Here is a 26,891-nt window from a genome sequence, read left to right on the forward strand (position 1 = left end):
CCATCGTCATGCTGCCAACCCTTATCCGCCGCCTCTCCCGTGCCCTGCTCTGGTTCGCTGCCGGCAGCATCGTGCTGGTATTGGTGTTCCGCTGGGTGCCGCCGCCCGGTACGGCCCTGATGGTCGAGCGAAAGGTGCAGTCGTGGGTCAATGGCGAGCCGATCGACCTGCAACGCGACTGGGAACCATGGGAGAACATCTCCGATGAGCTGAAAGTTGCCGTCATCGCGGGTGAGGACCAGAAGTTCGCCAGCCATTGGGGGTTCGACATCCCGGCCATCCAGGCGGCGCTGGCCTATAACGAGCGCGGCGGCAGTGTTCGCGGTGCCAGCACCCTGACCCAGCAAGTGGCAAAGAACCTGTTCCTGTGGTCCGGGCGCAGCTGGTTCCGCAAGGGGCTGGAAGCCTGGTTCACGGCCCTGATCGAGCTGTTCTGGTCCAAAGAACGCATTCTTGAGGTCTACCTGAACAGCGCCGAGTGGGGCAAGGGCGTGTTTGGTGCGCAGGCGGCGGCGCGTTATCACTTTGGCGTCGATGCCAGCCGGCTCAGCCGCCAGCAGGCCGCGCAACTGGCGGCGGTGCTGCCTAGCCCGATCAAGTGGAGTGCCAGCCGGCCGAGCGCCTACGTGGCCAGCCGGGCCGGGTGGATTCGCCGGCAGATGAGCCAGTTGGGTGGGCCCAGCTACCTGATGCAGCTCGACACCTCGCGCAAGCTTTGAGGGCCCTTTCGCGGGCACGCCCGCTCCCACAAGACTTGCGCCGTACATGTGGGAGCGGGCGCGCCCGCGAAGAGGCCGGTACAAACAACACAAATAAAAAAGCCGCGTACCCGATCAGGGCCAGCGGCTTTTCTGTGCAACCAAGGCTTGATCAGACCGCAATCAACGCCTTGACCTTGTTCATCGCATTCTTCTCAAGCTGGCGAATCCGCTCGGCCGAGACGCTGTACTTGTCCGCCAGCTCATGCAAAGTGGCCTTCTCTTCTGCCAGCCAGCGCTGGTAGAGAATATCGCGGCTACGCTCGTCCAGGCCTTGCAGTGCTTCGTGCAGGTTGCTGGTGGAATTATCGCTCCAGTCGGCATTCTCCAGTTGCACCGCCGGGTCGTACCGGTGGTCTTCCAGATAATGCGCAGGCGACTGGAAGGCGCTGTCGTCATCCGCCTCGGCTGCCGGGTCGAAGGCCATGTCCTGGCCACTCAAACGGCTTTCCATCTCACGCACTTCACGCGGCTCGACACCCAGGCTTTCAGCCACGCGATGCACTTCGTCGTTGTTCAGCCAGGCCAGGCGTTTCTTCTGGCTGCGCAGGTTGAAGAACAGTTTGCGCTGGGCCTTGGTGGTGGCCACCTTGACGATGCGCCAGTTGCGCAGGATGAATTCGTGAATCTCTGCCTTGATCCAGTGCACGGCGAAAGACACCAGGCGCACGCCCATTTCCGGGTTGAAGCGCTTGACGGCTTTCATCAGGCCAACGTTGCCTTCCTGGATCAGGTCGGCCTGGGCCAGCCCGTAGCCTGCATAGCTACGGGCGATATGTACGACGAAACGCAGGTGGGCCATCACCATTTGACGAGCGGCCTCGACATCCTGCTCATAATAGAGACGCTCGCCCAGATCACGCTCCTGCTCGACCGTCAGCAGCGGGATGCTGTTGACCGTGTGCACATAGGCTTCCAGGTTTGCACCGGGCACCAAGGCATAGGCAGGTTGCAACGATGTGGTCATTCAAGAACCTCCGACTTACCAGACTCGCGCCTTGTGGGCGCTGCCAACATTGACCCGGAACGACGGTACAAGTTCCATGGTGAAGAAAATGTCAATGCTGGCACGTAAAAACTATCGCGGCGCCAGCTCGTTCAGATGACGAGCGACGGCAATCCATGCACCGATATACCCCAACAACACTGCTCCGATCAAGAGGGACAGACCATCGGACGCAGGCACACCGCCCAGTGCGAAATCACTGCCATACAGGCCGGAAAGCCCTACAACCGCCTCGTTCAGCCAGTTCAGGCCAAACGCCAGGATGCCCCACGCCAGTAGGCCCGCACCCAGGCCATACAAGGCGCCCATGTACAGGAAAGGCCGGCGCACGTAGGCGTCGGTGCCGCCTACCAGCTTGATCACCTCGATCTCGATGCGGCGGTTTTCAATGTGTAGACGAATTGTGTTACCGATTACTAACAGCAACGCAGCAATCAGCATCACGGCCAAGCCGAAGACGAAGCGGTCACCCAGCTTGAGGATGGCTGCGAGGCGCTCGACCCACACCAGGTCCAGTTGCGCCACCTCCACCCTCGGCAGCTCCGACAGGCGCTGACGCAACGCTTCCAGGGCCGGCTTGTCGACCTCGCTCGGGGTCACCACCACTACGCCAGGCAGCGGGTTGTCAGGCAGTTCGCGCAAGGCCTCGCCCAGGCCAGACTGCTGCTGGAATTCCTCCAGCGCCTGCTCGCGGCTAACGAATTGCGCGTCTGCCACACCGGGCATGCCCTTGATCTCATCACGCAGCGCTTCACCGTCGCGGCTACCGGCATCCAGCTTGAGAAACAGCGAAATCTGCGCTGCGCGCTGCCACGAGCCGCCAAGCTGCTCGATGTTTTTCAGCAGCAACGACAGGCCCATGGGCATGCTCAGCGCCACTGCCATCACCAGGCAGGTGAAAAAGCTGCCGATCGGCTGCTTGCCCAGACGGCGCAGGCTATCGGCCATGCTGGCACGGTGGCTTTCCAGCCAGGCATGCAGCAGCGTGCGGAAATCCGGGCCGTCGTCGTCTTCGCCGCGTTTTTTCTTTGCCGGTTGCGGGTCGGCCGGCTTTGGCGCAACCCGTTCGGAAACCTTCGGCGTACGTGTAGTGCTCATTGCCCAGCCTCCCCATCGCCGATCAAGCGGCCGCGCTGCAAGGTCAGCATACGGTGGCGCATGCGCGCAATCAGTGCCAGGTCGTGGCTGGCGATCAATACCGTGGTGCCCAGGCGGTTGATGTCTTCAAACACACCCATGATCTCTGCGGCCAGGCGCGGGTCCAGGTTACCGGTGGGTTCGTCGGCCAGCAGCAAGGCCGGCTGATGCACGATAGCGCGTGCGATACCTACCCGCTGCTGCTGCCCGGTGGACAGGTCGGCCGGGAACAGCTCGCCCTTGTCGCTCAGCGATACACGCTCCAGGGCCGAGTCCACGCGCTTGGCAACCTCGGCCTTGGACAGGCCGAGAATCTGCAATGGCAGGGCGATGTTGTTGAACACGGTGCGGTCGAACAGCAATTGGTGGTTCTGGAACACCACGCCGATCTGCCGACGCAGGAACGGGATTTGCGCGTTGCTGATCTGGCCCAGGTCCTGCCCGGCCAGCATCAGCTTGCCGCTGGTCGGGCGCTCCATGGCCAGCAACAGGCGCAGCAAGGTGCTCTTGCCGGCGCCCGAGTGCCCGGTGACGAACAGGAATTCGCCCCGGCGCGCCCGGAAACTCAGTTCATGCAAACCCACATGACCGTTGGGATAGCGCTTGGCAACCTGTTCGAATCGGATCATGGTCAGTCTCGCTCGGCGAACAGAGCCTTGACGAACGGCTCGGCTTCAAAGGTGCGCAGGTCATCGATGCCTTCACCCACACCGATGAAGCGGATCGGGATATTGAACTGCTTGGCCAGGGCGAAGATCACCCCGCCCTTGGCGGTGCCGTCCAGCTTGGTCAGGGCCAGCCCGGTCAGTTCGACACTCTGGTTGAAGTACTTGGCCTGGCTGATGGCGTTCTGGCCAGTACCGGCGTCGAGCACCAGCAGCACCTCGTGCGGCGCATCGGCGTCGAGCTTGCCGATGACCCGGCGAACCTTCTTCAGCTCTTCCATCAGGTTGTCTTTGGTGTGCAGGCGCCCCGCGGTGTCGGCGATCAGCACGTCTGCGCCACGCGCCTTGGCGGCCTGCACGGCATCGAAGATCACCGAGGCAGAGTCGGCGCCTGTGTGCTGGGCAATCACCGGAATCTGGTTGCGCTCGCCCCACACCTGCAGTTGCTCGACCGCCGCGGCACGGAAGGTATCGCCTGCAGCCAGCATCACCTTCTTGCCTTCCAGTTGCAGCTTCTTGGCCAGCTTGCCGATGGTGGTGGTCTTGCCGGCACCGTTCACGCCAACCACCAGGATCACGTAGGGCTTGTTCTGTGCCTGGACTTTCAGCGGCTGCTCAACCGGGCGCAGCAGTGCGGCCAATTCTTCCTGCAACGACTTGTACAGGGCATCGGCGTCGGCCAGCTGCTTGCGCGCGACTTTCTGGGTCAGGTTCTGGACGATGGCCGAGGTGGCTTCCACGCCGACGTCGGCAGTCAGCAGCCGGGTTTCGATTTCATCGAGCAGGTCGTCGTCGATGACCTTCTTGCCGAGGAACAGGCTGGCCATGCCCTCGCCGATGCTGGCGCTGGTCTTGGACAGGCCCTGTTTGAGGCGGGCGAAGAAGCCTGGTTTGGCTTGCTCGGTAACGGTTGTGGCTGGCTCTGGCTCTGGCTCGACAGGTGCTGCCACCGGGCGCTCGGGGATCGCCGGCGGGGCCTTTGGCTCCAGGTCAGGAACCAGGGCGACGGGCTCCTCGGCAACGGGCAGGACCAGGTTGCTGACCGGGGGCTCGACGGTTTGAATGACCGGGGCGGGTGCTGGCGCAGGGGTCACGACCTGCGGGGTGGCAGGCTCCGCATTCGCGGGCACGCCCGCTCCCACCGGGGCCGGTGCAGGCTCGGGAGCTGGGGTAACCACTGGGGCAGGCTCAGGCACCGGGGCAGGCTCGAGGACCGGTGCAACCACTGGGGCAGGTGCAGGTTCAGGGGCAGGTGCTGGCTCGAAAGCCCGAGGGGTCTCGGTTGCAGGTGCGGGAGTTTCTGCAACCACCGGCTCTACCGGAGCAGCTTCAGGGTGCTCGACGGCGGGCTGCGGCGCTACAGGTTCTGCGGCCTGGGCTTCAGGCGCTTGTGGCTGTTCGGCGACGGGTTGCTGCGGCTTCTTTCGAAACCAGCTGAACAGGCCTTTCTTTTCGCCAGCCTCGGCCGGCGCTTTTTTGTCGTCGTTGGAACCAAACATGGAGGACGGCTATCTCAGGGTAGCGATGGGCCAGCAACGGCACATCGGGAATTCTCTCTACGCAGAACAGACTATCTTGAAGCCGGCTGGTTCATGCGCAACGTTTTGTCTTAGTGTCCTGTGGGCCAGAACGGCGACAGGCATGGTCGCCAGGCAACCGGATCAGTATCCTAGCACCTCCTGGCCCGTCGACGCTAAACCCAGCGGGCCGCCGAACAGGTTAAACACCGTATGAATGCTCTAGCCCGCCGCGCCGCTGGCCTGTTGTTCGGCACGCTCTGCCTGCCGCTCGCGGCCTTTGCCGCCGATGTGCAACCCACCCACGAATTCATCCTCGACAACGGCCTCAAAGTGGTCGTACGCGAAGACCACCGGGCCCCGGTGGTAGTCTCGCAGATCTGGTACAAGGTCGGCTCCAGCTACGAGACCCCGGGCCAGACCGGCCTGTCCCACGCGCTGGAACACATGATGTTCAAGGGCAGCGCCAAAATCGGCCCCGGTGAAGCTTCGCGCATCCTGCGTGACCTGGGCGCCGAAGAAAACGCCTTTACCAGCGACGACTACACCGCCTACTACCAGGTGCTGGCCCGCGACCGCCTGCCGGTGGCCCTGGAACTGGAGGCCGACCGCCTGGCCAGCCTGCGCCTGCCCGCCGACGAATTCAGCCGCGAAATCGAGGTGATCAAGGAAGAACGCCGCCTGCGCACCGACGATCAGCCCAACGCCAAGGCATTCGAGCTGTTCCGCGCCATGGCCTACCCGGCCAGCGGCTACCACACCCCGACCATTGGCTGGATGGCCGACCTCGAGCGCATGAAGGTCGAGGAACTGCGCCACTGGTACGAGAGCTGGTACGCCCCCAACAATGCCACCCTGGTGGTGGTCGGCGATGTCACAGCCGATGAGGTCAAGGGCCTGGCGCAGAAGTACTTCGGCAGCATTCCCAAACGCGCGGTACCGCCTGCCAAACTGCCACTTGAGCTGGCCGAGCCTGGCCAGCGTCAGCTGACCCTGCATGTACGCACGCAGCTGCCCAGCCTGATCTACGGGTTCAACGTGCCCGGCCTGCCCACCGCCAAAGACCCGCGTACCGTGCACGCCCTGCGCCTGATCTCGGCCCTGCTCGACGGCGGCTACAGCGCCCGCATGCCGGCCCGCCTGGAGCGTGGCCAGGAGCTGGTAGCCGGTGCTTCGTCCAGCTACAACGCCTTTACTCGCGGCGACAGCCTGTTCCTGATCTCGGCTACGCCGAACGTGCAAAAGCAGAAAACCCTCGCCGATGTCGAAAAAGGCATCTGGCAGTTGCTTGACGAGCTCAAGACCACCCCGCCCACGGCAGAAGAGCTCGAACGCGTGCGCGCCCAGGTCATTGCCGGCCTGGTCTACGACCGCGACTCCATCAGCAGCCAGGCCACCACTATCGGCCAGCTGGAAACCGTCGGCCTGTCCTGGAAACTGATCGACAGCGAGCTGGACGAGCTCAAGCGTGTCACCCCGCAGGACATCCAGAACGCCGCGCGCACCTATTTCACCCGTGAACGCCTGAGCGTTGCCCATGTACTGCCTGAGGAGTCCGCTCATGAGTGATCGTCGCGCACCGCGCCCAACCCTGCTGGCCACGGGTATCCGCGCCTTGGCGCTGGCGGCCGTGCTGGCCGCCCCGGCCATGGCCGACAATGCAGCTAAAGCCGACAGCAGCGCCGCCCGCCCGGCCAACACCTTGCAATCGCTGGCCGAGCTCGATGGCAAGGCGCCCAGCCGGCGTCAGCTGAACATCCAGCACTGGAACACCGCCGAAGGCGCCCGGGTATTGTTCGTCGAAGCCCGCGAACTGCCCATGTTCGACCTGCGCGTCACGTTTGCCGCGGGCAGCAGCCAGGACGGCAGCACACCCGGCGTGGCCGCCCTGACCAACGCCATGCTCAACGAGGGTGTGGCCGGCAAGGACGTGACCGCCATCGCCGAAGGCTTCGAAGGCCTGGGCGCAGACTTTGGCAACGGTTCCTACCGCGACATGGCCGTAGCGTCGTTGCGCAGCCTCAGCGCCAAGGACAAACGCGAACCGGCACTCAAGCTTTTCGCTGAAGTGGCCGGCAAACCGACCTTCCCCGAAGACGCTCTCAAACGCATCAAGAACCAGATGCTGGCCGGCTTCGAATACGAGAAGCAGAACCCCGGCAAGATTGCAGGCAAGGCGCTGTTCGGCAAGCTCTACGGCGAGCACCCTTACGCCCACCCTAGTGACGGTACCGCCGAAAGCATCAACGGCATCACCCTGGCACAACTGCGCGCCTTCCACGCCAAGGCCTATACCGGCGGCAACGCGGTCATCGCCCTGGTCGGTGACCTGAGCCGCGCCGAGGCCGAAGCCATTGCCGCCCAGGTGTCTGCCGGCCTGCCCAAGGGCCCGGCGCTTGCCGCCCCAGCCCAGCCAACCGAAGCCAAGGCCGGCTTGACCCACATCGACTTCCCGTCCAAGCAGACCCACTTGATGCTGGCCGAACTGGGTATCGACCGTCAGGACCCGGACTGGCCAGCCTTGTCGCTGGGCAACCAGATCCTCGGTGGCGGCGCGTTCGGCACCCGGCTGATGAGCGAAGTGCGTGAAAAGCGCGGCCTGACGTACGGCGTGTACTCGGTGTTCAGCCCGATGCAGGTACGCGGCCCGTTCATGATCAACCTGCAAACCCGTGCCGAACTCAGCGAAGGTACGCTCAAGCTGGTGCAGGACATTCTCGCCGACTACCTCAAGGCCGGCCCTACCCAGCAAGAGCTGGACGATGCCAAGCGCGAACTGGCCGGTAGCTTCCCGCTGTCCAACGCCAGTAACGCCAGTATCGTCGGCCAGTTGGGCGCCATCGGCTTCTACAACCTGCCGCTGACTTGGCTGGAGGACTTCATGCAGCAGTCCCAGGCCCTCACCGTCGAGCAGGTCAAGGCAGCGATGAACAAACACCTGTCAGCCGATAAACTGGTGATCGTCACCGTTGGCCCGAAAGTGCCACAAAAACCGCTGCCAGCCCCCACTGACAAGCCCTCCGAGCAGCCGCTCGGGGTACCGGAGCACTAATGCCTAGATCCACCCCTCCCGCCCGCCCGCAACCGGGCCAAAGCAAGGGCCAGGGCCACCTGCGCATCATCGCCGGCGAGTGGCGCAGCCGCCGCCTGGCGGTACCGGAGGGTGAAGGCCTGCGGCCAACGCCTGATCGCGTGCGCGAAACCGTTTTCAACTGGCTGGCACCCTACATCGAAGGTGCCCAGGTGCTGGATGCCTTCACCGGCAGTGGCGCACTGGTGCTCGAAGCCCTCTCGCGCGGGGCCAAGGACGCCGTGGCGCTAGACAGCAACCCGGCAGCCATCGCCAACCTGAAGAACAACCTCGAGATCCTGCGCTGCCCACGCGGGCAGATCCTGCAAACCGATGCCCTGCGCTACCTGCAAGGCCCGGCCAAGCAGCAGTTCGATGTGGTGTTCCTCGACCCGCCTTTCCACCAGGACCTGCTAGCCAACACCTGCAACCTGCTGGAGCAGAACCAGTGGCTGGGCGAACAGGCGTGGGTCTATACCGAAAGCGAGGCAGCGCCTTCAACCTTGCAACTGCCGGGCAACTGGCGCCTGCATCGTGAGAAAAAAACCGGTCAGGTGCACTACGCGCTCTGGCAAAGGGCCACAACCGACCAATAGCGCAGGTACTGTGGCGCTTTTTCATGGCACTCTAGGCAGGCACATCACGAGTCGCCCAGTATGCCCAGCCCAAGCGCCACATTTCGCCCGGCCACCGGCCTTTCCAACCCCCACCTGCAAACCCTGTGGGGGCCCCTGTGGCGCAAGCTGCCTGAACTGCAGCGCAACCGCGAGCGGCTGTGGCTGGCCGACGGCGACTTCATCGACCTCGACTGGCATGGCCCCCATGAGCCACATGCGCCACTGGTGCTTGTGCTGCATGGGCTGACCGGCTCGTCACATTCGCCGTATGTGAAAGGCCTGCAGCAAGCGCTGCAAGGGCGCGGCTGGGCCAGCGTGGCGGTGAACTGGCGTGGCTGCTCAGGCGAGCCCAACCTGTTGCCGCGCAGCTACCACTCCGGCGCCAGCGAAGACCTGGCGGAAATTGTCAGCCACCTGCGCACAAAGCGCCCCTTGGCCCCGCTGTACGCGGTGGGTTACTCGCTGGGTGGCAATGTGCTGTTGAAATACCTGGGCGAGAGCGGCGTTGCCAGCCAACTGGAGGCGGCAGTTGCCGTGTCGGTACCCTTTCGCCTGGACCACTGTGCCGACCGTATCGGCCAGGGGTTCTCCAAGGTGTATCAGGCGCATTTCATGCGCGAGATGCTGGCGTATGTTCAGCTCAAGCAGCGGCACTTCCATGAGCAGGGCCAGCATGAACGGCTGGCGGCGTTGCAGCGCCTGGGGCAACTGACCAACCTGCGCACGTTCTGGGATTTCGACGGCAAAGTCACTGCTCCGCTCAACGGCTTTCGCGATGCGCACGACTACTATCGCCGCTCATCGAGCCACTTCTTCCTCGGCCAGAACCGCACGCCTACGCTGATCATCCACTCGAGCGATGACCCGTTCGTGGCCGGCCAGAGCCTGCCTACGGCGCGTGAACTGGCACCGCAGACCCGCTTCGAGCTGCACAGCCGCGGCGGGCATGTGGGGTTTGTCGATGGCAGCCTGCGCAACCCGGGGTATTACCTGGAGCGGCGGATTCCGCAGTGGCTGGTGGAAGGCCAATAACAGCCCCGGTTTTCAGTGGCTCAACCGCCCTCATCGCCGGCAAGCCAGCTCCCACAGGTACAGCGTAGATCTCAAGCTTTGCATGTTCACTGTGGGAGCTGGCTTGCCGGCGATGGGGCCGGGCCTGCTTACTCGCCGGTAGCCACACCACGTTGCGGATCATTGATCCACTCGCTCCACGACCCCGCATACAACTTGCCCAGCGGGTACCCCGCCAGCGCCATCGCAAACAGGTTATGGCAAGCCGTTACCCCAGACCCGCAGTAAGACACCAACTGCTCCGGCGCACGCCCGCCCAGCTTTTCGGCAAAGCGCTGCTTGAGCTGGTCCGCAGGCAGGAAGCGCCCGTCAGCGCCGAGGTTGTCGGTGAAGGCCGCACACTGCGCACCCGGAATATGCCCGGCAACCGGGTCGATCGGTTCCACTTCGCCACGAAAACGTGGCAACGCGCGTGCATCGAGCAAGGTCAGGTCCGCAGCACCCAGCCGCTTGCCCAAGTGGTCGGCATCGATCAACAATTTGGCATCCGGCTCACCAGTGAAGGTACCTTCGCGCTTTGGCGGCGAGTCCAGGCTTAAAGGCAGGTGCGCCGCATGCCACGCCTTCAGCCCACCATCGAGAATCGCCACGCCGCTGCGCTTGCCCAGCCAGGCCAGCAACCACCATGCGCGAGCGGCAAAGGCGCCCGGCCCGTCGTCGTACAGCACCACCTCGCTGTCATCGTCCAGGCCCCACTCGCACAAGCGTTCGACCAGGCGCCGCGCCTCAGGCAAAGGGTGGCGCCCGGTGCGCCGCCTTATCACAGGCCCGCTAAGGTCACGGTCCAGGTCGGCAAAATGCGCCCCGGCAATATGCCCCTGGGCGTAACTGCGTTGGCCATAGTCCACATCCTCGAGGGCAAAGCGACAGTCGAGGATCACCAACTTGGGCGAGTCCAGACGCTCGGCCAACTGCTGCGGGGTGATCAATTGCGCAAGGGGCATGACAATCTCCTGATCGATGGCACTAGGGCCCTGGGTTACTGTTCCAGGGCCTGGTTGAACGGTACATGGAATTCCTGGCACAGGGCGTCCACGGCACTGCGGGCGTTGTCGGTCACATAGCCGAGTTCCAGCACCAGCACTTGGTAGACGCCGCGCTTGAAGGCTTCTTCACCCAGGTGCGCGGAATGTTCACGGGTGGTGCTGAGAAAGCGCACCCACGACGTCAGCACGATCCAGGCATTGATGGTCAGCGATTCGATCTGCGCAGGTGCCATGGTCAGGATGCCGGCCTCGACAAAGCCGCGATAAATCGCCTGGCCCTGGCGCAGGCAGCGTTCGGAAAAGCGCCTGTAGCGGGCGGCCAGCTCCGCGTCGCTTTCCAGCAGGTGCTCCAGGTCGCGGTGCAGGAAGCGGTAGTTCCACATCGCCGCCAGCAAGGCCTTGAGGTAGAAGCGCTTGTCCTCCACGGTCGCTGCGCGCCCTTGTGGCGGGCGCAGGAAGCTGTCCACCAGTTCTTCGTACTGGCTGAACAACAGGGCGATGATCGCCTGCTTGTTGGGGAAGTGGTAATACAGGTTGCCGGGCGAGATTTCCATGTGCGCGGCAATGTGGTTGGTACTGACGCTGCGTTCGCCCTGCTGGTTGAACAGCTCCAGGCTGTTCTGCACGATGCGCTCTCGGGTCTTCATGCGCGGGGCCATGCTCAGCTCCCAGTCTGCGGGCCTTCTTCAAAGGGTCATCTTACGGCGTATTGCAGGTGGAATGCACCGTCCGACCGCGCGGAAAAATTCGCACCATGGTACAAATTAGAGTATAGGCTCTAGGGATTCCCTGCCCGGACTCGACGCCGCCATGAACTCGCCCAGTGCCTTGCCCCCTGTGCAACCCGACCTCGACCTTGCAGCAGTGTTCGCCACCCAGCGCCAGGCCTTCGCGGGCAACCCTCTGCCACCCGCCGCCCAGCGCCGTCAATGGCTGAAAAGCCTGCGCGAAGCCCTGCTGGCCGGCCAGGCTGAGTTGATCACAGCCATCAGCGAGGACTTTGCCGGGCGCAGCGCCGACGAGACCCTGCTGGCCGAGCTGCTGCCCTCGGTACAGGGCCTGCGCCACGCCGAAAAGCACCTGCAACGCTGGATGCGCGCCAGCCGGCGGCAGGTTGGGCTGGCCTTCCAGCCGGCCAGCGCGCAGGTGCGTTACCAACCGCTGGGGGTGGTTGGCATCATCGTGCCGTGGAACTACCCGCTATTCCTCGCCATCGGCCCGCTGACGTGCGCCCTCGCCGCAGGCAACCGGGTCATGCTCAAGCTCAGCGAAGCCACGCCTGCCAGTGGCCAGGTACTGAAGCAATTGCTGGAACGGGTATTCCCCACCGACCTGGTCAGCGTGGTGCTCGGCGAAGTCGAGGTAGGCCAGGCCTTCGCCCGCCTGCCCTTCGACCACTTGCTGTTCACCGGCGCAACCAGCGTGGGCCGCCAGGTCATGCTGGCTGCTGCGCAGAACCTGACCCCGGTCACCCTGGAACTGGGCGGCAAGTCACCGGCCGTCGTGTCAGCCGATGTGCCCCTGGATACCGCGGCAGAGCGCATTGCCTTTGGCAAGACCCTGAACGCTGGCCAGACCTGCGTCGCCCCCGACTACGTGCTGGTGCCGCGTGACCGGCTGGAGGCCTTCAGCGACGCCTACCAGCGCGCCGTTCGCCGCCTGTACCCACGCATTGCCGATAACCCCGACTACACCGCCATCATCAACCCGCGCCAGCTCCAGCGTTTGCAGCACCTGCTGGACGATGCCCGGGAAAAGGGCGCGCAGGTGCTCGACCTGTACCCTGGCGAAACCCGCCAGGGCCGGCGCCTGCCACCGCACCTGCTGCTGGGTGTGAATGACGACATGCAGGTGATGCAGGACGAAATCTTCGGCCCGCTGCTGCCGCTGGTGCCCTATGACAGCCTCGACCAGGCGCTGGCTTACATCAACCAGCGCCCGCGGCCTCTGGCGCTGTACTACTTCGGTTATGACCGGGCCGGCCAGGACCGCGTGCTATGCCACACCCACTCGGGTGGCGTGTGCTTGAACGATACCTTGCTGCACGTGGCCCAGGACGACCTGCCCTTCGGTGGCATCGGCCCTTCGGGCATGGGGCATTACCACGGCCACGACGGTTTCCTTACGTTCAGCAAGGCCAAGGCAGTGCTGGCCAAGCAACGCTTCAACGCCGCACGGCTGATCTACCCGCCTTATGGCAAAGCCTTGCAGCGCTTGGTCTACAAGCTTTTTATCCGCTGAGGGCCGGTCTATGCAACGCCGTGACCTGCTGCGTTTCAGCTTGGGCGCCAGCGTGTTTCTGAGTGCCACCAGCCTGGTCGGCTGCACCGCGCAAACCAGCGCACACGGTTACCAGGCAGTGCGCGATGACGACCTGCCACTGCTGCGTGCGCTGATCCCGGTGGTGCTGGCGGGTACGTTGGCCACCGAGCAGCCAGTACTGCTAAGCCTCGACCACAAACTGGCAGCCTTGTCGCCGGAAATGCTCAAGCTCACCCGGCAACTGTTCGACGTGCTGAGCCTGCCACTCACCCGCGGCCCGTTGACCGGTATCTGGGGCGCCTGGGAACAGGCCAGCCCTACCCAGGTCACAGCCTTCCTGCAGCGTTGGCAGGACAGTTCATTGAGCCTGCTGCGCATGGGCCACGCCTCGTTGCTGCAACTGCTGCAAATGGCCTGGTACGAACGCCCCGAGTCCTGGGCCGCCTGTGGTTACCCCGGTCCACCGAACATTTGAAAACAACAAGAGCATCGCCAATGCCTGTAGCCGATCCGTTTCGCCAAGGCCTCGAACGCGGCTGGATAACCCACGACGCTTCGCGCCTGGAGCATGACCTGGCCCTTGAGGCCGATGTAGCCGTTATCGGCAGCGGTGCCGGTGGTGCCACCAGCGCACAGATGCTCAGCGCTGCCGGGTTCAAGGTGCTGTTGATCGAAGAAGGCCCGCTCAGGACCAGCAGCGACTTCCACCTGCTGGAGAGCGAAGCCTACGCCAGCCTGTACCAGGAGGGCCTGGGGCGCATGAGCAAGGATGGCGCCATCACCATTCTTCAGGGCCGCGCCGTTGGCGGCACCACGCTGGTGAACTGGACATCGAGCTTTCGTACCCCGCCGCAGACGCTGGCCCACTGGGCCTCGGCGCACAGCGTGAACGGCCTGGGTGAGGATGACCTGCGCCCCTGGTTCGAGCGGGTGGAACAAGAGCTGGGCATTACACCCTGGGCCATGCCGCCCAACGCCAACAACGACGTGCTGCGCCGGGGCTGCGAACAACTGGGCTACCGCTGGGCGGTGATCCCGCGCAACGTGCGCGGCTGCTGGAACCTGGGCTACTGCGGCATGGGCTGCCCGGTGAATGCCAAACAGTCGATGCTGGTAACCCGCATTCCCGCCACCCTCGACCATGGCGGCGAACTGCTGTACCTGGCCCGGGCCGCGCGCTTCACACACAACGGCGAACGTATCCAGGGCCTGACATGCCATGCCCTGGATGCCCAAGGCATCTACCCCACCGGCAAGCAGGTCAGGGTACGTGCACGTCATTACCTGCTGGCCGGCGGCGGCATCAACAGCCCGGCCCTGCTGCTGCGTTCCGACGCTCCAGACCCCCATGGCCGCCTGGGCAAGCGCACCTTCCTGCACCTGGTGAATTTCAGCGCAGCGCGCTTCAAGGAGCGCATCGACCCTTACTACGGCGCCCCGCAGTCCATCTACAGCGACCACTTCCAGTGGCAGGGTGGTACGGATGGCCCGGTCGGCTACAAACTGGAAGTGCCGCCGCTGCACCCGGCCCTGGCCAGCACCCTGCTGGGCGGGCACGGCCAAGAGAACGCCCGGCGCATGGCCGAGCTGCCGCACACCCATGTGATGCTGGCGTTGCTACGTGACGGCTTTCACCCCGAAAGCCAGGGCGGGGCCGTGGAGCTGCGTGGCGATGGCTCACCGGTGCTCGATTACCCGGTCACCAACTACCTGCGCGACGGGTTGCGTCGCGCCTACCGCAGCATGGCACAGATCCAGTTCGCGGCCGGGGCCACGCAGGTGACGCCCGTGCACAGCGATGCCAGCACCGCTTCCAGCCTGGAACAGGCCTTGCGCATGATCGACGCCTTGCGCCTGGAGCCCTTCAGGACGCGCCTGGGCAGCGCCCATGTGATGGGGGGCTGTGCATTGGGCGAAGACCCGCGCCAGGCGGTATGCGACAGCCAGGGCCGCCATCACCAGCTGGACAACCTGTCGGTCCACGACGGCTCGCTGTTCCCCACCAGCATCGGCGCCAACCCGCAACTGTCGGTGTATGCCATCAGCGCCAGGCTCACCGAAGCCCTGATTGCCCGCCTGGCACACAGCGCATGACAACCAATACGGCCCCTGTCTATAGTGCCATCAGCCAGCCGCATGACTTGGCCGGGGCGCCGTCGCTGCGCTACCATCCGACTCCCCAACGCACTCCAGCCAGGATGACGCGATGAACCGAGTGTTGTACCCGGGTACTTTCGACCCCATTACCAAAGGCCATGGCGACTTGGTCGAGCGCGCCTCGCGGCTGTTCGACCACGTGATCATCGCAGTGGCGGCCAGCCCGAAGAAAAACCCCCTGTTCCCGCTGGAACAACGGGTGGAGCTCGCCCGTGAGGTCACCAAGCACCTGCCCAATGTCGAAGTCATCGGCTTCTCTTCCCTGTTGGCGCATTTCGCCAAGGAACAGGGTGCCAACGTCTTCCTGCGTGGCCTGCGTGCCGTTTCCGACTTCGAGTACGAGTTCCAACTGGCGAACATGAACCGGCAGCTGGCCCCCGATGTCGAGAGCCTGTTCCTCACGCCGTCGGAGCGCTATTCGTTCATTTCTTCGACGTTGGTCCGGGAAATTGCCGCACTGGGCGGAGATATCACCAAGTTCGTCCACCCGGTGGTGGCCGAAGCGCTGACTGAACGCTTCAAGAAGCAAGCCTGACCGCCTGATTGTCGCGCCCGCGTGCACTGCGGGCGCGAATGCGGCACAATTGTGCCCATTGCGTTGAACATGCCCGGGCTGTGAGCCCCGGCCGGAGTCCCCATGTCCCTGATCATCACCGACGATTGCATCAACTGCGACGTCTGCGAACCCGAGTGCCCGAACGAGGCTATCTCCCAAGGCGAAGAGATCTACGTGATCGACCCTAACCTGTGCACCCAGTGCGTAGGTCACTACGACGAGCCGCAGTGCCAGCAGGTCTGCCCGGTCGACTGCATCCCGCTGGATGAAGCGCACCCGGAGACCGAAGAACAGCTGATGGCCAAGTACCGCCGCATTACCGGCAAGGACTGAGTCCCAGCAGCCTCTGCACGGTCCCTGTGGGAGCGGGCATGCCCGCGAACACCGGCGCAGCCGGTGCCATCCATCGAGTTGCTTGCTTCGCGGGCTTGCCCGCTCCCACAGTGATCGCGCCAGCTTTCAGGTTAGCGCTGGCAGCGCGGGCAATACACGCTCGCCCGCTGCCCCAGCTTCACCTCGCGCAACTCCGTGCCACACACCTTGCACGGCTGCCCGCCCCGCCCGTAAACGAACAATTCCTGCTGGAAGTACCCCGGCTGCCCATCGCCCCCGATAAAGTCGCGCAGTGTGGTACCGCCTTGCTCGATCGCCGCCGCCAGCACCCGCTTGATCTCGATCGCCAGCTTCAGATAACGCGCCCGGGATATCCCGCCAGCGGCACGGCGCGGGTCGATGCCCGCAGCAAACAGCGCCTCGGTGGCGTAGATGTTGCCCACCCCCACCACCACTGCGTTGTCCATGATGAACGGCTTGACCGCCATCGACCGCCCGCGGGATAGCTGGAACAGGCGCTCACCGTCGAACAGGTCGGTCAGCGGCTCTGGCCCCAGGCGCAGCAGCAGTTCGTGGTTCAGCGGGTCCAGGCTCCACAGCATGGCGCCAAAGCGGCGCGGGTCGGTGTAGCGCAGCATCAGCCCCGACTCCAACTCGATGTCCACGTGCTCATGCCTGGCCGCCGGCAGGCCCAGCTCGACCAGCCGCAGGTTGCCCGACATGCCCAGGTGACTGATCAGCGTACCGACCTCGGCATTGATCAACAGGTACTTGGCGCGCCGCTCGACACTGACAATGCGCTGCCCCGACAGGCGCACATCCAGGTCCTCGGGGATCGGCCAGCGCAAGCGCCGGTCACGTACTACCACACGACTGACGCGCTGGCCTTCCAGGTGCGGCGCAATACCGCGCCGGGTGGTTTCTACTTCGGGTAATTCCGGCATGTGTCAGTGCCCGCCCAGCTCGCGAATGTTCTGCTTGAGGTTCTCGAAATCGTATTCCGACAAGCCAATGTAATCGAGCACCAGCGGGCCGACCACGTTCCATTCGTGGTCAACCGCCTGGTTGCCAAGCACCCGGTAGGACGCGCAGATGTGCTCGGCCATCTTCAGCACTGCCAGCAGGTTCTTCAGCTGGCTCTGTGTGTTGCGCGAGCTCTCGTCGCGGAACACCGCCAGGGCGTTGTGGTGGTTGGCGATGGCAGCCGTAAGGTGCTCAGGCAGGCGCCAGGATTTGGCGGTGAAGTAGCCGACCACCGAATGGTTGGTGTTGAAAGTATGGTTTTCGGTATCGACCACGCGGGTTTCTTCGCCGGCCTTGGCATAGGCCTCTTCCAGCACATCCATGTAGTTGGGGAAGCGCTTGAGCATCAGCGGCACGCCGCAGTCATGGAACAGGCCCAGGGTGTAGGCCTCGTCCGCGGCCTGGATGCCGGTGCGCTTGGCCAGGGTCAGGCAGGTGTTGGCCACGTCCTGAGCGGTATCCCAGAAGCGGTTGAGCGTGACGATGGTCTCATCGCTCATCTCGCCTTTGATCGACTGGGCGTTGATCAGGTTGATGATCGAACGGCTGCCCAGCAGGTTCACCGCACGCTGGATCGAGCCAATCTTGTTGGCCAGGCCAAAGTGCGGCGAGTTGACCAGCTTGAGCAAGGCGCCCGAGAGGCCCGGGTCCTGGGAAATCAGCTTGGCGATGGTTTCCAGGTCCGGGTCAGGCATGTACTGCTCGAACTGCAGGTCGACCATGATCTGCGGTTGCGGCGGAATGGTAATGCCTTGCAAGGCTTGCTGGATCTGTTCGGCGCTGAGTTCTTGGGACATACGTGCACACTCGTTTAGGACGGGGGATTCTAACCCAGTTGGCTGTGCCAGCGCTTTGTCGTGCCCCGAACCGAAGTGCAGGCCAACAGGGTATACTCCCGCTCTTTTTTCCCGGAGCGACGTCATGTCCCTGCCCAGCCTTCGCCTCAAAGCCAATGCCGACCGCCGCCTGCGCGCCGGCCACCTGTGGGTCTACAGCAACGAAGTCGACGTTACTGCGACCCCGCTGCAAGGCTTCCAGGCCGGCCAGCAGGCCGTTCTGGAGGCAGCCAACGGCAAGCCGCTGGGCATCGTCGCACTCAGCCCCAACAACCTGATCTGCGCCCGCCTGCTGTCGCGCGACATCAAGTTGCCGCTAGACAAGTCGCTGCTGGTTCACCGCCTGAACGTCGCCCTGTCGCTGCGCGAGCGCCTGTTCGACCAGCCATGCTACCGCCTGGTCTATGGCGATTCCGACCTGCTGCCGGGCCTGGTGGTCGACCGCTTCTTCGACATCCTCGTGGTTCAGCTGGCCTCGGCCACCATGGAAGCGCACAAGGACGACGTGATCGCTGCCCTGGTGCAAGTGCTCAAACCAAGCGGCATCCTGTTCAAGAACGATTCCGCCGCGCGTGACGCCGAAGGCCTGCAGCGCTATGTCGAGACCGTTTACGGTGAGGTGCCGGACTGGGTGCCGCTGGAAGAGAACGGCGTCAAGTTCGAAGCCCCGGTGCGTGAAGGCCAGAAGACCGGCTGGTTCTACGATCACCGCATGAACCGTGCGCGCCTGGCGCCGTACGTTAAAGGCAAGCGGGTGCTCGACCTGTTCAGCTACATCGGTGGCTGGGGTGTGCAGGCCGGCGCGTTCGGCGCCAGCGAAGTGTTCTGCGTCGACGCCTCGGGCTTTGCCCTGGATGGCGTGGAGCGCAACGCGGCGCTGAACGGCATCAGCGAGAAGCTGACCTGCATCGAGGGCGATGTGTTCGAAGCCCTGCGCGAACTGAAGGCCGCTGAAGAACGCTTCGACGTGATCATTGCCGACCCACCCGCCTTCATCAAGCGCAAGAAAGACCTGAAAAACGGCGAAGCGGCCTACCGCCGCCTCAACGAACAGGCCATGCGCATGCTGAGCAAGGACGGCATCCTGGTCAGCGCCTCGTGCTCGATGCACCTGCCCGAGGACGACCTGCACAACATCCTGCTGACCAGCGCCCGCCACCTGGACCGCAACATGCAGCTGCTCGAGCGCGGCGGCCAGGGGCCGGACCACCCGGTACACCCGGCCATTGCCGAAACCCGCTACATCAAGAGCATCACCTGCCGGTTGCTGCCCAACAGCTGATCTCTGCCAAAAAGGGCCGCCAAGCGGCCCTTTCCTGCCGCAATCCCCCCGCCAACCATCCACATCTGCATTCCTTCGCCGCGCCAGCGGTGTAGAATCGGCCTATTCATCGCCAGTCATCCCCGGCGGGTTTATGAGCTCTGGCCAAGCACGCGGCGATCCCGCGCGGTCTTCGGCCTCATCCGTGCCAGTGGCAACCGGCCTGCGGCGCAAAGGACAAGAGAAGCTCACTCCCCTTTATGTGACCTGATTAAGCCGCCAGGAGTGTTTCATGCCTGATTATCGTTCCAAGACTTCCACCCAAGGCCGCAACATGGCCGGCGCCCGTGCCCTGTGGCGCGCCACCGGCATGAAGGACGAAGACTTCAAGAAACCGATCATCGCCATTGCCAACTCGTTCACCCAGTTCGTCCCGGGCCACGTGCACCTGAAGGACCTGGGCCAGCTGGTGGCCCGCGAAATCGAGCGCGCCGGTGGCGTGGCCAAGGAATTCAACACCATCGCGGTCGATGACGGCATCGCCATGGGCCACGACGGCATGCTGTACTCGCTGCCAAGCCGCGAGATCATTGCCGACGCCGTGGAGTACATGGTCAACGCCCACTGCGCTGACGCCATCGTCTGCATTTCGAACTGCGACAAGATCACCCCCGGCATGCTGATGGCTGCCCTGCGCCTGAACATCCCGGTGATCTTCGTTTCCGGCGGCCCGATGGAAGCCGGCAAGACCAAGCTGGCCAGCCACGGCCTGGACCTGGTCGACGCCATGGTCATCGCCGCCGACTCCACCGCCAGTGACGAGAAAGTCGCCGAATACGAGCGCAGCGCCTGCCCGACTTGCGGTTCGTGCTCCGGCATGTTCACCGCCAACTCGATGAACTGCCTGACCGAGGCCCTGGGCCTGGCCCTGCCGGGCAACGGTTCGACCCTGGCCACCCACGCCGACCGCGAGCAGCTGTTCCTCACCGCCGGCCGCACCATCGTCGAGCTGTGCAAGCGCTACTACGGCGAGAACGACGAGTCGGTGCTGCCGCGCAGCATCGCCAACTTCAAGGCGTTCGAAAACGCCATGATGCTCGACATCGCCATGGGCGGCTCGACCAACACCATCCTGCACCTGCTGGCCGCGGCCCAGGAAGGCGAAGTGGCGTTCGACCTGCGCGACATCGACCGCCTGTCGCGCAAAGTGCCACAGCTGTGCAAGGTGGCGCCGAACATCCAGAAGTACCACATGGAAGACGTGCACCGCGCCGGTGGCATCTTCAGCATCCTCGGTTCGCTGGCCCGTGGCGGCCTGCTGCACACCGACCTGCCGACCGTGCACAGCCGCAGCATGGAAGAAGCCATCGCCAAGTGGGACATCACCCAGACCGATGACGAGGCCGTGCACACCTTCTTCAAGGCAGGCCCTGCCGGCATCCCGACCCAGACCGCGTTCAGCCAGTCGACCCGTTGGGAAACCCTGGATGACGACCGCGAGAACGGCTGCATCCGCAGCTTCGAGCACGCCTATTCGCAAGAAGGCGGCCTGGCCGTGCTGTACGGCAACATCGCCCTCGACGGCTGCGTGGTGAAAACCGCCGGTGTCGACGAGTCGATCCACGTGTTCGAAGGCACCGCAAAAATCTTCGAAAGCCAGGACAGCGCCGTGCGCGGCATCCTCGCCGACGAAGTGAAAGCCGGCGACATCGTGATCATCCGCTACGAAGGCCCTAAAGGTGGCCCGGGTATGCAGGAGATGCTGTACCCGACCTCGTACCTGAAGTCCAAAGGCCTGGGCAAGGCTTGCGCCCTGCTCACCGACGGCCGCTTCTCGGGCGGCACTTCGGGCCTGTCGATCGGCCACGCCTCGCCGGAGGCTGCTGCCGGCGGCGCTATCGGCCTGGTGCGTGACGGCGACAAGGTACTGATCGACATCCCTAACCGTTCGATCAACCTGCTGGTCAGCGATGAAGAGCTGGCTGAGCGCCGCATCGAGCAGGACAAGAAGGGCTGGAAACCAGCTGAAGTACGCCCACGCAAGGTGACCACCGCGCTGAAGGCCTATGCCCTGCTGGCGACCAGTGCCGATAAGGGTGCTGTGCGTAACAAGGCAATGCTCGAAGGGCTGTGAAGCTCTGAAAGCGTGAATGAAGAACCGGCGCTCTGAGCGCCGGTTTTTTTATGCCTGTACCGGCCTCTTCGCGGGCTCGCCCGCTCCCACAGGGACTGCACAGCATCCGAAACATGTGCAATTCCTGTGGGAGCGGGCGAGCCCGCGAAGAGGCCGGCACAATCTACACAAGGCTTACTGAATCTGCTCCGGCGTCACGATCACCCAGTTCTTGTCCGCCGTCACCGGCAACCCTTCCCTGGCCTGCGCGGCCGCATTTCTGGCAATCATCCCGTTCAGCTGGTCCATGTACTTGGCCTTGCGGTTTATCCACAGGTGGATGCCACCCTTGCCCACATCCACCCCATGAAACTGCATGTAGCCATCACTGGTCGGCGTGTCGCCACCCACCAGCACCGGCTTCTTCCACTCATCGATATAGGTCAGGATCGCCGCTTGCTTACCCGCCATCCAGGTGGCCGGGGTCCACAGGTACGGCGTCAGCTCCAGCCCTTCGTTGGCCTTGGCGTCATAGTGCCCGGCACTGATCTGCTTGCGCGCGGTGGTCAACCGGCCATTGGCGCGATCCTTGAGCAGCAGGCTCACGCCAATCACATTCTGCGGCTTCACGTTGTAGCCGTACTTGGGGTCCGAGGCGACCATGCGGACTAGGTCTTCGGAGGCGGCGGATATCACGTACACCTCGATGCCGTTCTCCATCAGCTTGTTGTACAGCTCGGCCTGGCCCTTGAAGACCTTGGGCGGCTGCACCTCGATGGCCTTTACCTGATCCCCTTCATAATACGTGCTGGGGATCGGCTTGGTGGAAGCCATCAGCTCATCCACCTGCACCTTCAGCTCCTTCAGGGTAAAGCCCGAGAACACCTGGGCTACCCACGGGTAGCAGACCATGTCGTCGACTTCACACAACCGGTAGTAGTAGCTGAACAGGCTTTCCTTGTGCTCGGCGGTGTCCTTGAACGGCATCAGCTTCAACGACGGGTCGAGCTTTTCCCGGCTCAGCAGCCCTTTGTTTTCCATGAACGGCAGCAAGGCCTCTTCAAGGTCGTAGCGGTAACTGGTGTTGTCCATGTCGAACACCGCGTAGTTACCCTTGTTGGCATTGGCAGCGATCATGCTGTCGAGCTGTTTGGCCGCTTCGGCAGGCCAGTGCTTGAGCTCGGTGGCGAAGGTTTCGATACTGAACAGCAGGGACAGGCCGATGGCGGCGGCTTTCACAGCGACTCTCATGTACGAATCTCCTGAAATGACCCGGAAACGCTAGTGCAACAATCCCTGCCGGCGGCCGTCGATAGCGACCTCCATGCAGCAGTAAACGCCGTGTTCATTGCAATCTGCGACACGCCGTTATTCCATAAACGACTATGCAAATTCCATTTGGGTATAAATTCGTTTGTTTTCAGCCTGTTAGCATTTCCGTTCGCAATCGCTCACAGAGGCGATGCCACTTCTGCTTTTTTCTGCTGGAGCTTCAATGAACCTGCCGCTGTCACTTAACCTGCTGGCGTTCCTGGCCCTGTTGCTGGGCCTGGCACAAACCCGCCGCACCGACTGGAGCCTGGCCAAGAAGGTACTGCTGGGCCTGGTGCTGGGCGTGGTCTTCGGCCTGGTCCTGCACACCGTCTATGGCGCTGGCCACCCGGTGCTCAAGGCCACCATCAGCTGGCTCGACCTGGTCGGCAACGGCTACGTCGGCCTGTTGCAAATGATCGTAATGCCACTGATCTTCGCCTCGATCCTCAGTGCCGTGGCGCGCCTGCACAATGCCTCGTCGCTGGGCCGCATCAGCGTGCTGAGCATCGGCACCCTGCTGCTGACCACCGCCATTGCCGCGCTGATCGGCATCGTGCTGACCAACCTGTTCGGCCTCAGCGCCGAAGGCCTGGTGGCCGGCGCCCAGGAAAGCGCGCGCATGCAGGTTATCCACAGCGACTACGCGGGCAAGGTCGCCGACCTCAACATCCCGCAGTTGCTGCTGTCGTTTATCCCCAGCAACCCGGTAGGCGACCTGGCACGCGCCAAGCCGACCTCGATCATCAGCGTGGTGATCTTCGCCGTGTTCGTCGGCCTGGCCGCGTTGCAACTGATCAAGGACGATGCCGAGAAAGGCGAGCGCGCGCTGTCGGCAATCGACACCCTGCAAGCCTGGGTGATGCGCCTTGTGCGGGTGGTGATGAAGCTGACCCCATATGGCGTGCTGGCCCTGATGACCAAGGTGGTCGCCAGCTCGAACATGGAAGACATCCTCAAGCTGGGCAGCTTCGTGGTGGTGTCGTACCTGGGCCTGGCACTGATGTTCGTGGTGCATGCCGTCATCCTGGCCGCCACCGGCGTGAACCCGCTGCGCTTCTTCCGCAAGGTATGGCCGGTGCTGACCTTTGCCTTCACCAGCCGCTCCAGCGCGGCCAGCATCCCGCTGAACATCGAAGCGCAAACCCGCCGCCTGGGCGTACCGCAGTCGATTGCCAGCTTCAGCGCATCATTCGGCACCACCATCGGCCAGAACGGCTGTGCCGGGCTCTACCCTGCCATGCTGGCGGTGATGGTCGCGCCAGCGGTGGGCATCGATACCTTCGACCCGCTGTGGATCGCCACGCTGGTGGCCATCGTCACCCTGAGTTCGGCAGGGGTTGCCGGGGTCGGCGGCGGTGCCACCTTCGCCGCGCTGATCGTGCTGCCGGCCATGGGCTTGCCGGTGGAACTGGTGGCGTTACTGATTTCGGTGGAACCGCTGATCGACATGGGCCGTACGGCGCTGAACGTGAACGGTTCGATGACGGCGGGCGTGGTGACCAGCCAGTTGTTGAAAGAGACCGACAAGGATGTGCTGGCCGGCGATGAACATGCCGAATTGAGCCATACCTGACAGGGCCCTATCGCCGGCAAGCCAGCTCCCACAGGTTCTCCACTGGCCTTAAGCCTTGTGCAATAGCTGTGGGAGCTGGACTTGAGCCTTGTGCAATACCTGTGGGAGCTGGCTTGCCGGCGATGGGCTGCAACGCAGCCCCGGCATTCTCAAGTCAGTAACTGGCCCGCAAGCTCAACGTCAGGTTCCGCGGTTCGCCATAGAAGTTCGACCCCCACGCACTGTCCACCCGCTCGTAATACTTGCGATCGAACAGGTTATTGGCCGTCAGCGTCGTGGTCAGGTGCTTGTTGAAGCGGTACCCCACCTGCGCGGTCGCCACGCCATAGCCACCCTGCACAAAGTCCACGCCGTTGCGCATGTAGTAGGTCTCGCTGACCACCCGCACCCCGCCCCCTACGCTTACGCCCTGCAACGGCCCATCGTTGAACTCGTAGCGTGTCCACAGGTTGAAGTTGTGCTTGGGCGTAATGGTGATGCCCTGGTAGTCCTCGTTGCTCATCGACTTGAGCATGGTGAAGGCGTAACCGGTACTGATGCTCCAGTTATCGGTCAGGTTGCCGGAAAGCTCGGTTTCCCAGCCCTGGCTACGCACCTTGCCCTGTGCCTCGTTGTACGTCGTCTGGCCCACCAGCTGCGCACGGTTTTCGTCATAGATGCGGAACACCGCCACGCTGCCGTTCAGGCGACCATCGAAGAACTCACGCTTCAGGCCCAGTTCATACTGCTTGCCCTTGCGCGGGTCGATCGGCACGCCATCCTTGTCCACCTCGGTCTGCGGCTTGAAGATACTGGTGTAGCTGGCGTAGGCCGACAGTTCCGGCGTCAGCTTGGCCACCAGCGCACCGTAGGGGATGAACTTGTGGTTGATGTTGGTCTCGGAGCTGTTGAACTGGTTGAAGAACGGGTTGGCGTTGCGCGCCTCGCTGTCAAACCATGTCAGGCGGCCGCCGGCGATCACGTCCAGCCAGTCGGTGGCACTGATCTTGGCCCGGGTATAGGCCCCATACTGGTTGGACTTCGACCAGTTGCCATTGGGCATGTCGTAGTCCTGTTTGGGAATATCGATACTGCCCGGGTCGAAAACGTTGATTGGGAAGTAATCCCCGCCACCGTAGGTAAAGTCCTTGTCGAGATGCTGGTATTCGGCACCCACCGTAAACTCATGGCTACGCCCGAATGCCTCCACCGGCAGGGTGACAAAGCTGTCCAGGCCCAATGATTTGATATGCGTGTAGTAGGAATAGGCTAACGCCCAACTGTCGCCGGTTTCCGGATCAACAGCATCGTCGGTCCAGGTAAAGTTGCGGGTCGGCGTTTCCGCATCGCGGTAGGTCAGCGAAGTCTTGAACTGGCCACCGTTGTCCAGTGTATGGTCAACCTCGAAGAAGCTTTCCCACAGGCGCTCGTCCAACTCGTTCCATTTGGCATCAACGAAGGTCGAACGGCTGACGTCCAGCAGCTTACCGTCGGCATAAGCTGGCAGGCCGAAAGCTGGCGTGGAATTGTTGCGTTGGTAGGTGCCACCCAAAGACAGCGTGGTAGCCGGGGTAATGTCGTATTCCAGGCGACCGTAAACCATCGGCCGCTCGTTCTGCGCATGGTCGACAAACGACTGGTTGTTCTCGTAGGCCGTGACAAAACGCCCACGCAGGGTGCCTTGGTCGTTCAGCGGCCCGGTAATGTCGACCGTGGAGTGATAGCGGTCCCAGCTGCCGGCCGACAGCTCGCCAGACAAACCGAACTGCCCCAGCGCCCGCTTGCGCACAAGGTTGATGGTACCGCCCGGTTCACCCGCGCCCTGGTACAAGCCGGAAGGGCCGCGCAGCACCTCGACCCGGTCGAACATGGCCAGGTCGAAGCTGGTGGCCATGTCGCCCTGCCCGGTGCGCTGGGAAACCCCGTCTACCTGCACCTGGTCGACCAGGAAGCCGCGTATGTACACGTCGTTCAGGTTGGAACCGGTGTTATAGGACTTGATCGTTGCCCCGGTCACCTGGCGCATGGCGTCCTGCAGGCTGTTCATGTTCTGGTCGTCCAGCCGCTGGCGGGTGACCACCGAGACCGACTGGGGGATGTCCTTGAGCTTCTGCTCGCCCTTGCCGATGCTCAGCGCGCTGGTGGTGTAGGAATGCGTACCTTCGGTGGTGGTACCCAACTGGCGGCTGTCGATCTTGATCGCGCCCAGTTGCAGCGAGGCATCGTCGTCACTGCCACGCCGTTCCAGGGTTACGCTGTCGGCGTCGATATACGTGGCACTGAGGCCGGTGCCGTCCAGCAGGCGTGCCAGCGCCTGGGCCTGTGGATAACTGCCACTCACGCCCGGTGAACGCAGCCCTTGGGTGAACTCGCCCGGCACCAGCACCTGAAGCCGCGTCACAGCACTGAAGGCCGCCAGCGCCGAATCCAGCGGCTGTGCCGGGATCTCGAAACGGTAGGCCTGGGCCTGGGTCGCGGCACTGGCGTGCAGCGGCACGGCCAATGTGCCGCAGGCAAGTGCAACGGCCAGCCCGAGCGCAGTGCGCGTGGCGATGATGTTCATGTGGTGAGGCTCCCCGAATTCGTCCTGATGATCGACGGCGCGGCACTGTCTGAGAGTGCTTATTATTTGCGCCTACCCAATCAAGGACGTCGGC

General features: G+C 63.5%; 23 protein-coding genes. 13 read left to right on the top strand and 10 right to left on the bottom strand.

Going from position 1 to position 26,891, the window contains the following annotated elements; genetic code table 11:
• Positions 1-8 precede the first annotated feature (8 nt).
• Positions 9-719 carry a monofunctional biosynthetic peptidoglycan transglycosylase gene (gene mtgA / locus ACFY9W_RS04950; RefSeq protein ID WP_026034526.1) on the top strand — a complete coding sequence of 237 codons (711 nt, stop codon included), beginning with the start codon at positions 9-11 and terminating at the stop codon, positions 717-719.
• 151 nt (positions 720-870) lie between these two features.
• On the opposite strand, the gene rpoH is transcribed toward mtgA, so the two are convergent.
• The 4 genes from rpoH to ftsY form a co-directional block, all read right to left on the bottom strand.
• Positions 871-1,725 (bottom strand): RNA polymerase sigma factor RpoH, encoded by an 855-nt coding sequence (rpoH, locus tag ACFY9W_RS04955; protein ID WP_391126544.1) that lies wholly within the window; start codon positions 1,723-1,725, stop codon positions 871-873.
• Between the two features lie 111 nt (positions 1,726-1,836).
• Positions 1,837-2,862, bottom strand: a complete 1,026-nt coding sequence (gene ftsX / locus ACFY9W_RS04960; protein WP_391126547.1) for a permease-like cell division protein FtsX — start codon at positions 2,860-2,862, stop codon at positions 1,837-1,839.
• Positions 2,859-3,530 (bottom strand): cell division ATP-binding protein FtsE, encoded by a 672-nt coding sequence (gene ftsE / locus ACFY9W_RS04965; RefSeq protein WP_391126549.1) that lies wholly within the window; start codon positions 3,528-3,530, stop codon positions 2,859-2,861. Before ftsE ends, ftsX begins: the two co-directional genes overlap by 4 nt.
• Positions 3,531-3,532: 2 nt before the next feature.
• Entirely contained in the window at positions 3,533-5,065 is a 1,533-nt protein-coding gene (gene ftsY, locus ACFY9W_RS04970) for a signal recognition particle-docking protein FtsY (protein WP_391126552.1), read from the bottom strand.
• 231 nt (positions 5,066-5,296) lie between these two features.
• Here ftsY and ACFY9W_RS04975 point away from each other — a divergent pair, with 231 nt between their 5' ends.
• The 4 genes from ACFY9W_RS04975 to ACFY9W_RS04990 are packed head-to-tail and all read left to right on the top strand — an operon-like array spanning position 5,297 to position 9,802.
• Complete coding sequence (locus ACFY9W_RS04975; RefSeq protein ID WP_391126555.1) at positions 5,297-6,652, top strand: insulinase family protein; 1,356 nt, start codon at positions 5,297-5,299, stop codon at positions 6,650-6,652.
• On the top strand, positions 6,645-8,135 hold the full coding sequence (locus tag ACFY9W_RS04980; RefSeq protein ID WP_391126558.1) for an insulinase family protein: 1,491 nt from the start codon (positions 6,645-6,647) through the stop codon (positions 8,133-8,135). The genes ACFY9W_RS04975 and ACFY9W_RS04980 overlap by 8 nt, the downstream gene beginning before the upstream one ends.
• The gene (gene rsmD / locus ACFY9W_RS04985; RefSeq protein WP_391126561.1) at positions 8,135-8,749 is read left to right on the top strand and encodes a 16S rRNA (guanine(966)-N(2))-methyltransferase RsmD; all 615 of its coding nucleotides are present in this window, start codon (positions 8,135-8,137) and stop codon (positions 8,747-8,749) included. The genes ACFY9W_RS04980 and rsmD overlap by 1 nt, the downstream gene beginning before the upstream one ends.
• A 60-nt stretch (positions 8,750-8,809) precedes the next feature.
• Positions 8,810-9,802: a hydrolase gene (locus ACFY9W_RS04990; RefSeq protein WP_391126564.1), complete on the top strand. Its 993-nt coding sequence runs from the start codon at positions 8,810-8,812 to the stop codon at positions 9,800-9,802.
• A gap of 128 nt (positions 9,803-9,930) precedes the next feature.
• On the opposite strand, the gene ACFY9W_RS04995 is transcribed toward ACFY9W_RS04990, so the two are convergent.
• Entirely contained in the window at positions 9,931-10,785 is an 855-nt protein-coding gene (locus tag ACFY9W_RS04995) for a rhodanese-like domain-containing protein (protein ID WP_391126567.1), read from the bottom strand.
• 35 nt (positions 10,786-10,820) lie between these two features.
• Positions 10,821-11,486, bottom strand: a complete 666-nt coding sequence (locus ACFY9W_RS05000; RefSeq protein ID WP_391126570.1) for a TetR/AcrR family transcriptional regulator — start codon at positions 11,484-11,486, stop codon at positions 10,821-10,823.
• Positions 11,487-11,637: 151 nt separating this feature from the next.
• On the opposite strand from ACFY9W_RS05000, the gene ACFY9W_RS05005 reads away from it, so the two are divergent.
• From ACFY9W_RS05005 to ACFY9W_RS05025, 5 genes are all read left to right on the top strand, one after another.
• Positions 11,638-13,068: an aldehyde dehydrogenase family protein gene (locus ACFY9W_RS05005; RefSeq protein ID WP_391126573.1), complete on the top strand. Its 1,431-nt coding sequence runs from the start codon at positions 11,638-11,640 to the stop codon at positions 13,066-13,068.
• A gap of 10 nt (positions 13,069-13,078) precedes the next feature.
• Entirely contained in the window at positions 13,079-13,564 is a 486-nt protein-coding gene (locus ACFY9W_RS05010) for a twin-arginine translocation pathway signal protein (protein ID WP_391126576.1), read from the top strand.
• A 20-nt stretch (positions 13,565-13,584) separates the two neighbouring features.
• Positions 13,585-15,183 carry a GMC family oxidoreductase N-terminal domain-containing protein gene (locus tag ACFY9W_RS05015; RefSeq protein WP_391126579.1) on the top strand — a complete coding sequence of 533 codons (1,599 nt, stop codon included), beginning with the start codon at positions 13,585-13,587 and terminating at the stop codon, positions 15,181-15,183.
• Positions 15,184-15,295: 112 nt separating this feature from the next.
• Complete coding sequence (gene coaD, locus ACFY9W_RS05020) at positions 15,296-15,781, top strand: pantetheine-phosphate adenylyltransferase (RefSeq protein ID WP_391126582.1); 486 nt, start codon at positions 15,296-15,298, stop codon at positions 15,779-15,781.
• Positions 15,782-15,883: 102 nt separating this feature from the next.
• Positions 15,884-16,135: a YfhL family 4Fe-4S dicluster ferredoxin gene (locus ACFY9W_RS05025; RefSeq protein WP_016489663.1), complete on the top strand. Its 252-nt coding sequence runs from the start codon at positions 15,884-15,886 to the stop codon at positions 16,133-16,135.
• 131 nt (positions 16,136-16,266) lie between these two features.
• Here ACFY9W_RS05025 and mutM read toward each other — a convergent pair whose 3' ends face one another.
• Together mutM and ACFY9W_RS05035 are read right to left on the bottom strand one after the other, a co-directional pair.
• The gene (mutM, locus tag ACFY9W_RS05030; protein WP_391126585.1) at positions 16,267-17,079 is read right to left on the bottom strand and encodes a bifunctional DNA-formamidopyrimidine glycosylase/DNA-(apurinic or apyrimidinic site) lyase; all 813 of its coding nucleotides are present in this window, start codon (positions 17,077-17,079) and stop codon (positions 16,267-16,269) included.
• 3 nt (positions 17,080-17,082) lie between these two features.
• Positions 17,083-17,901, bottom strand: a complete 819-nt coding sequence (locus tag ACFY9W_RS05035) for an HDOD domain-containing protein (RefSeq protein ID WP_391126678.1) — start codon at positions 17,899-17,901, stop codon at positions 17,083-17,085.
• Positions 17,902-18,079: 178 nt separating this feature from the next.
• On the opposite strand from ACFY9W_RS05035, the gene ACFY9W_RS05040 reads away from it, so the two are divergent.
• Both ACFY9W_RS05040 and ilvD read left to right on the top strand, forming a co-directional pair.
• The gene (locus tag ACFY9W_RS05040) at positions 18,080-19,276 is read left to right on the top strand and encodes a class I SAM-dependent methyltransferase (protein WP_391126588.1); all 1,197 of its coding nucleotides are present in this window, start codon (positions 18,080-18,082) and stop codon (positions 19,274-19,276) included.
• Positions 19,277-19,547: 271 nt separating this feature from the next.
• Positions 19,548-21,389, top strand: coding sequence for a dihydroxy-acid dehydratase (ilvD, locus tag ACFY9W_RS05045; protein WP_391126591.1), 1,842 nt, complete (start codon positions 19,548-19,550; stop codon positions 21,387-21,389).
• Positions 21,390-21,563: 174 nt separating this feature from the next.
• Here ilvD and ACFY9W_RS05050 read toward each other — a convergent pair whose 3' ends face one another.
• Positions 21,564-22,619 (bottom strand): haloacid dehalogenase-like hydrolase, encoded by a 1,056-nt coding sequence (locus tag ACFY9W_RS05050; protein ID WP_391126594.1) that lies wholly within the window; start codon positions 22,617-22,619, stop codon positions 21,564-21,566.
• A 244-nt stretch (positions 22,620-22,863) separates the two neighbouring features.
• Here ACFY9W_RS05050 and ACFY9W_RS05055 point away from each other — a divergent pair, with 244 nt between their 5' ends.
• Positions 22,864-24,255 (top strand): cation:dicarboxylate symporter family transporter, encoded by a 1,392-nt coding sequence (locus ACFY9W_RS05055; protein ID WP_391126596.1) that lies wholly within the window; start codon positions 22,864-22,866, stop codon positions 24,253-24,255.
• 154 nt (positions 24,256-24,409) lie between these two features.
• Here the strand turns inward: ACFY9W_RS05055 and ACFY9W_RS05060 are convergent, their stop codons facing one another.
• A complete protein-coding gene (locus tag ACFY9W_RS05060; protein WP_391126599.1) occupies positions 24,410-26,797 on the bottom strand; it encodes a TonB-dependent siderophore receptor in 2,388 nt (795 codons plus the stop codon).
• Between the last annotated feature and the right edge of the window lie 94 nt (positions 26,798-26,891).

This window comes from Pseudomonas sp. NPDC008258 (assembly GCF_042956345.1).
Classification (GTDB): Bacteria; Pseudomonadota; Gammaproteobacteria; order Pseudomonadales; family Pseudomonadaceae; genus Aquipseudomonas.

What these genes read in the sequence shown, in the direction of transcription:
- ACFY9W_RS05040 (WP_391126588.1), top strand. Translation starts at nt 18,080, where the DNA reads ATGTCCCTGCCCAGCCTTCGCCTCAAAGCCAATGCCGACCGCCGCCTG.
- ftsX (WP_391126547.1), bottom strand. Translation starts at nt 2,862, where the DNA reads ATGAGCACTACACGTACGCCGAAGGTTTCCGAACGGGTTGCGCCAAAG.
- ftsY (WP_391126552.1), bottom strand. Translation starts at nt 5,065, where the DNA reads ATGTTTGGTTCCAACGACGACAAAAAAGCGCCGGCCGAGGCTGGCGAA.
- ACFY9W_RS05050 (WP_391126594.1), bottom strand. Translation starts at nt 22,619, where the DNA reads ATGAGAGTCGCTGTGAAAGCCGCCGCCATCGGCCTGTCCCTGCTGTTC.
- ACFY9W_RS05015 (WP_391126579.1), top strand. Translation starts at nt 13,585, where the DNA reads ATGCCTGTAGCCGATCCGTTTCGCCAAGGCCTCGAACGCGGCTGGATA.
- ACFY9W_RS05060 (WP_391126599.1), bottom strand. Translation starts at nt 26,797, where the DNA reads ATGAACATCATCGCCACGCGCACTGCGCTCGGGCTGGCCGTTGCACTT.
- mutM (WP_391126585.1), bottom strand. Translation starts at nt 17,079, where the DNA reads ATGCCGGAATTACCCGAAGTAGAAACCACCCGGCGCGGTATTGCGCCG.
- ACFY9W_RS05055 (WP_391126596.1), top strand. Translation starts at nt 22,864, where the DNA reads ATGAACCTGCCGCTGTCACTTAACCTGCTGGCGTTCCTGGCCCTGTTG.
- ACFY9W_RS04990 (WP_391126564.1), top strand. Translation starts at nt 8,810, where the DNA reads ATGCCCAGCCCAAGCGCCACATTTCGCCCGGCCACCGGCCTTTCCAAC.
- rpoH (WP_391126544.1), bottom strand. Translation starts at nt 1,725, where the DNA reads ATGACCACATCGTTGCAACCTGCCTATGCCTTGGTGCCCGGTGCAAAC.
- ACFY9W_RS04975 (WP_391126555.1), top strand. Translation starts at nt 5,297, where the DNA reads ATGAATGCTCTAGCCCGCCGCGCCGCTGGCCTGTTGTTCGGCACGCTC.
- ACFY9W_RS05005 (WP_391126573.1), top strand. Translation starts at nt 11,638, where the DNA reads ATGAACTCGCCCAGTGCCTTGCCCCCTGTGCAACCCGACCTCGACCTT.
- ACFY9W_RS05000 (WP_391126570.1), bottom strand. Translation starts at nt 11,486, where the DNA reads ATGGCCCCGCGCATGAAGACCCGAGAGCGCATCGTGCAGAACAGCCTG.
- mtgA (WP_026034526.1), top strand. Translation starts at nt 9, where the DNA reads ATGCTGCCAACCCTTATCCGCCGCCTCTCCCGTGCCCTGCTCTGGTTC.
- ACFY9W_RS04980 (WP_391126558.1), top strand. Translation starts at nt 6,645, where the DNA reads ATGAGTGATCGTCGCGCACCGCGCCCAACCCTGCTGGCCACGGGTATC.
- ACFY9W_RS05010 (WP_391126576.1), top strand. Translation starts at nt 13,079, where the DNA reads ATGCAACGCCGTGACCTGCTGCGTTTCAGCTTGGGCGCCAGCGTGTTT.
- ftsE (WP_391126549.1), bottom strand. Translation starts at nt 3,530, where the DNA reads ATGATCCGATTCGAACAGGTTGCCAAGCGCTATCCCAACGGTCATGTG.
- ilvD (WP_391126591.1), top strand. Translation starts at nt 19,548, where the DNA reads ATGCCTGATTATCGTTCCAAGACTTCCACCCAAGGCCGCAACATGGCC.
- ACFY9W_RS05025 (WP_016489663.1), top strand. Translation starts at nt 15,884, where the DNA reads ATGTCCCTGATCATCACCGACGATTGCATCAACTGCGACGTCTGCGAA.
- coaD (WP_391126582.1), top strand. Translation starts at nt 15,296, where the DNA reads ATGAACCGAGTGTTGTACCCGGGTACTTTCGACCCCATTACCAAAGGC.
- rsmD (WP_391126561.1), top strand. Translation starts at nt 8,135, where the DNA reads ATGCCTAGATCCACCCCTCCCGCCCGCCCGCAACCGGGCCAAAGCAAG.
- ACFY9W_RS04995 (WP_391126567.1), bottom strand. Translation starts at nt 10,785, where the DNA reads ATGCCCCTTGCGCAATTGATCACCCCGCAGCAGTTGGCCGAGCGTCTG.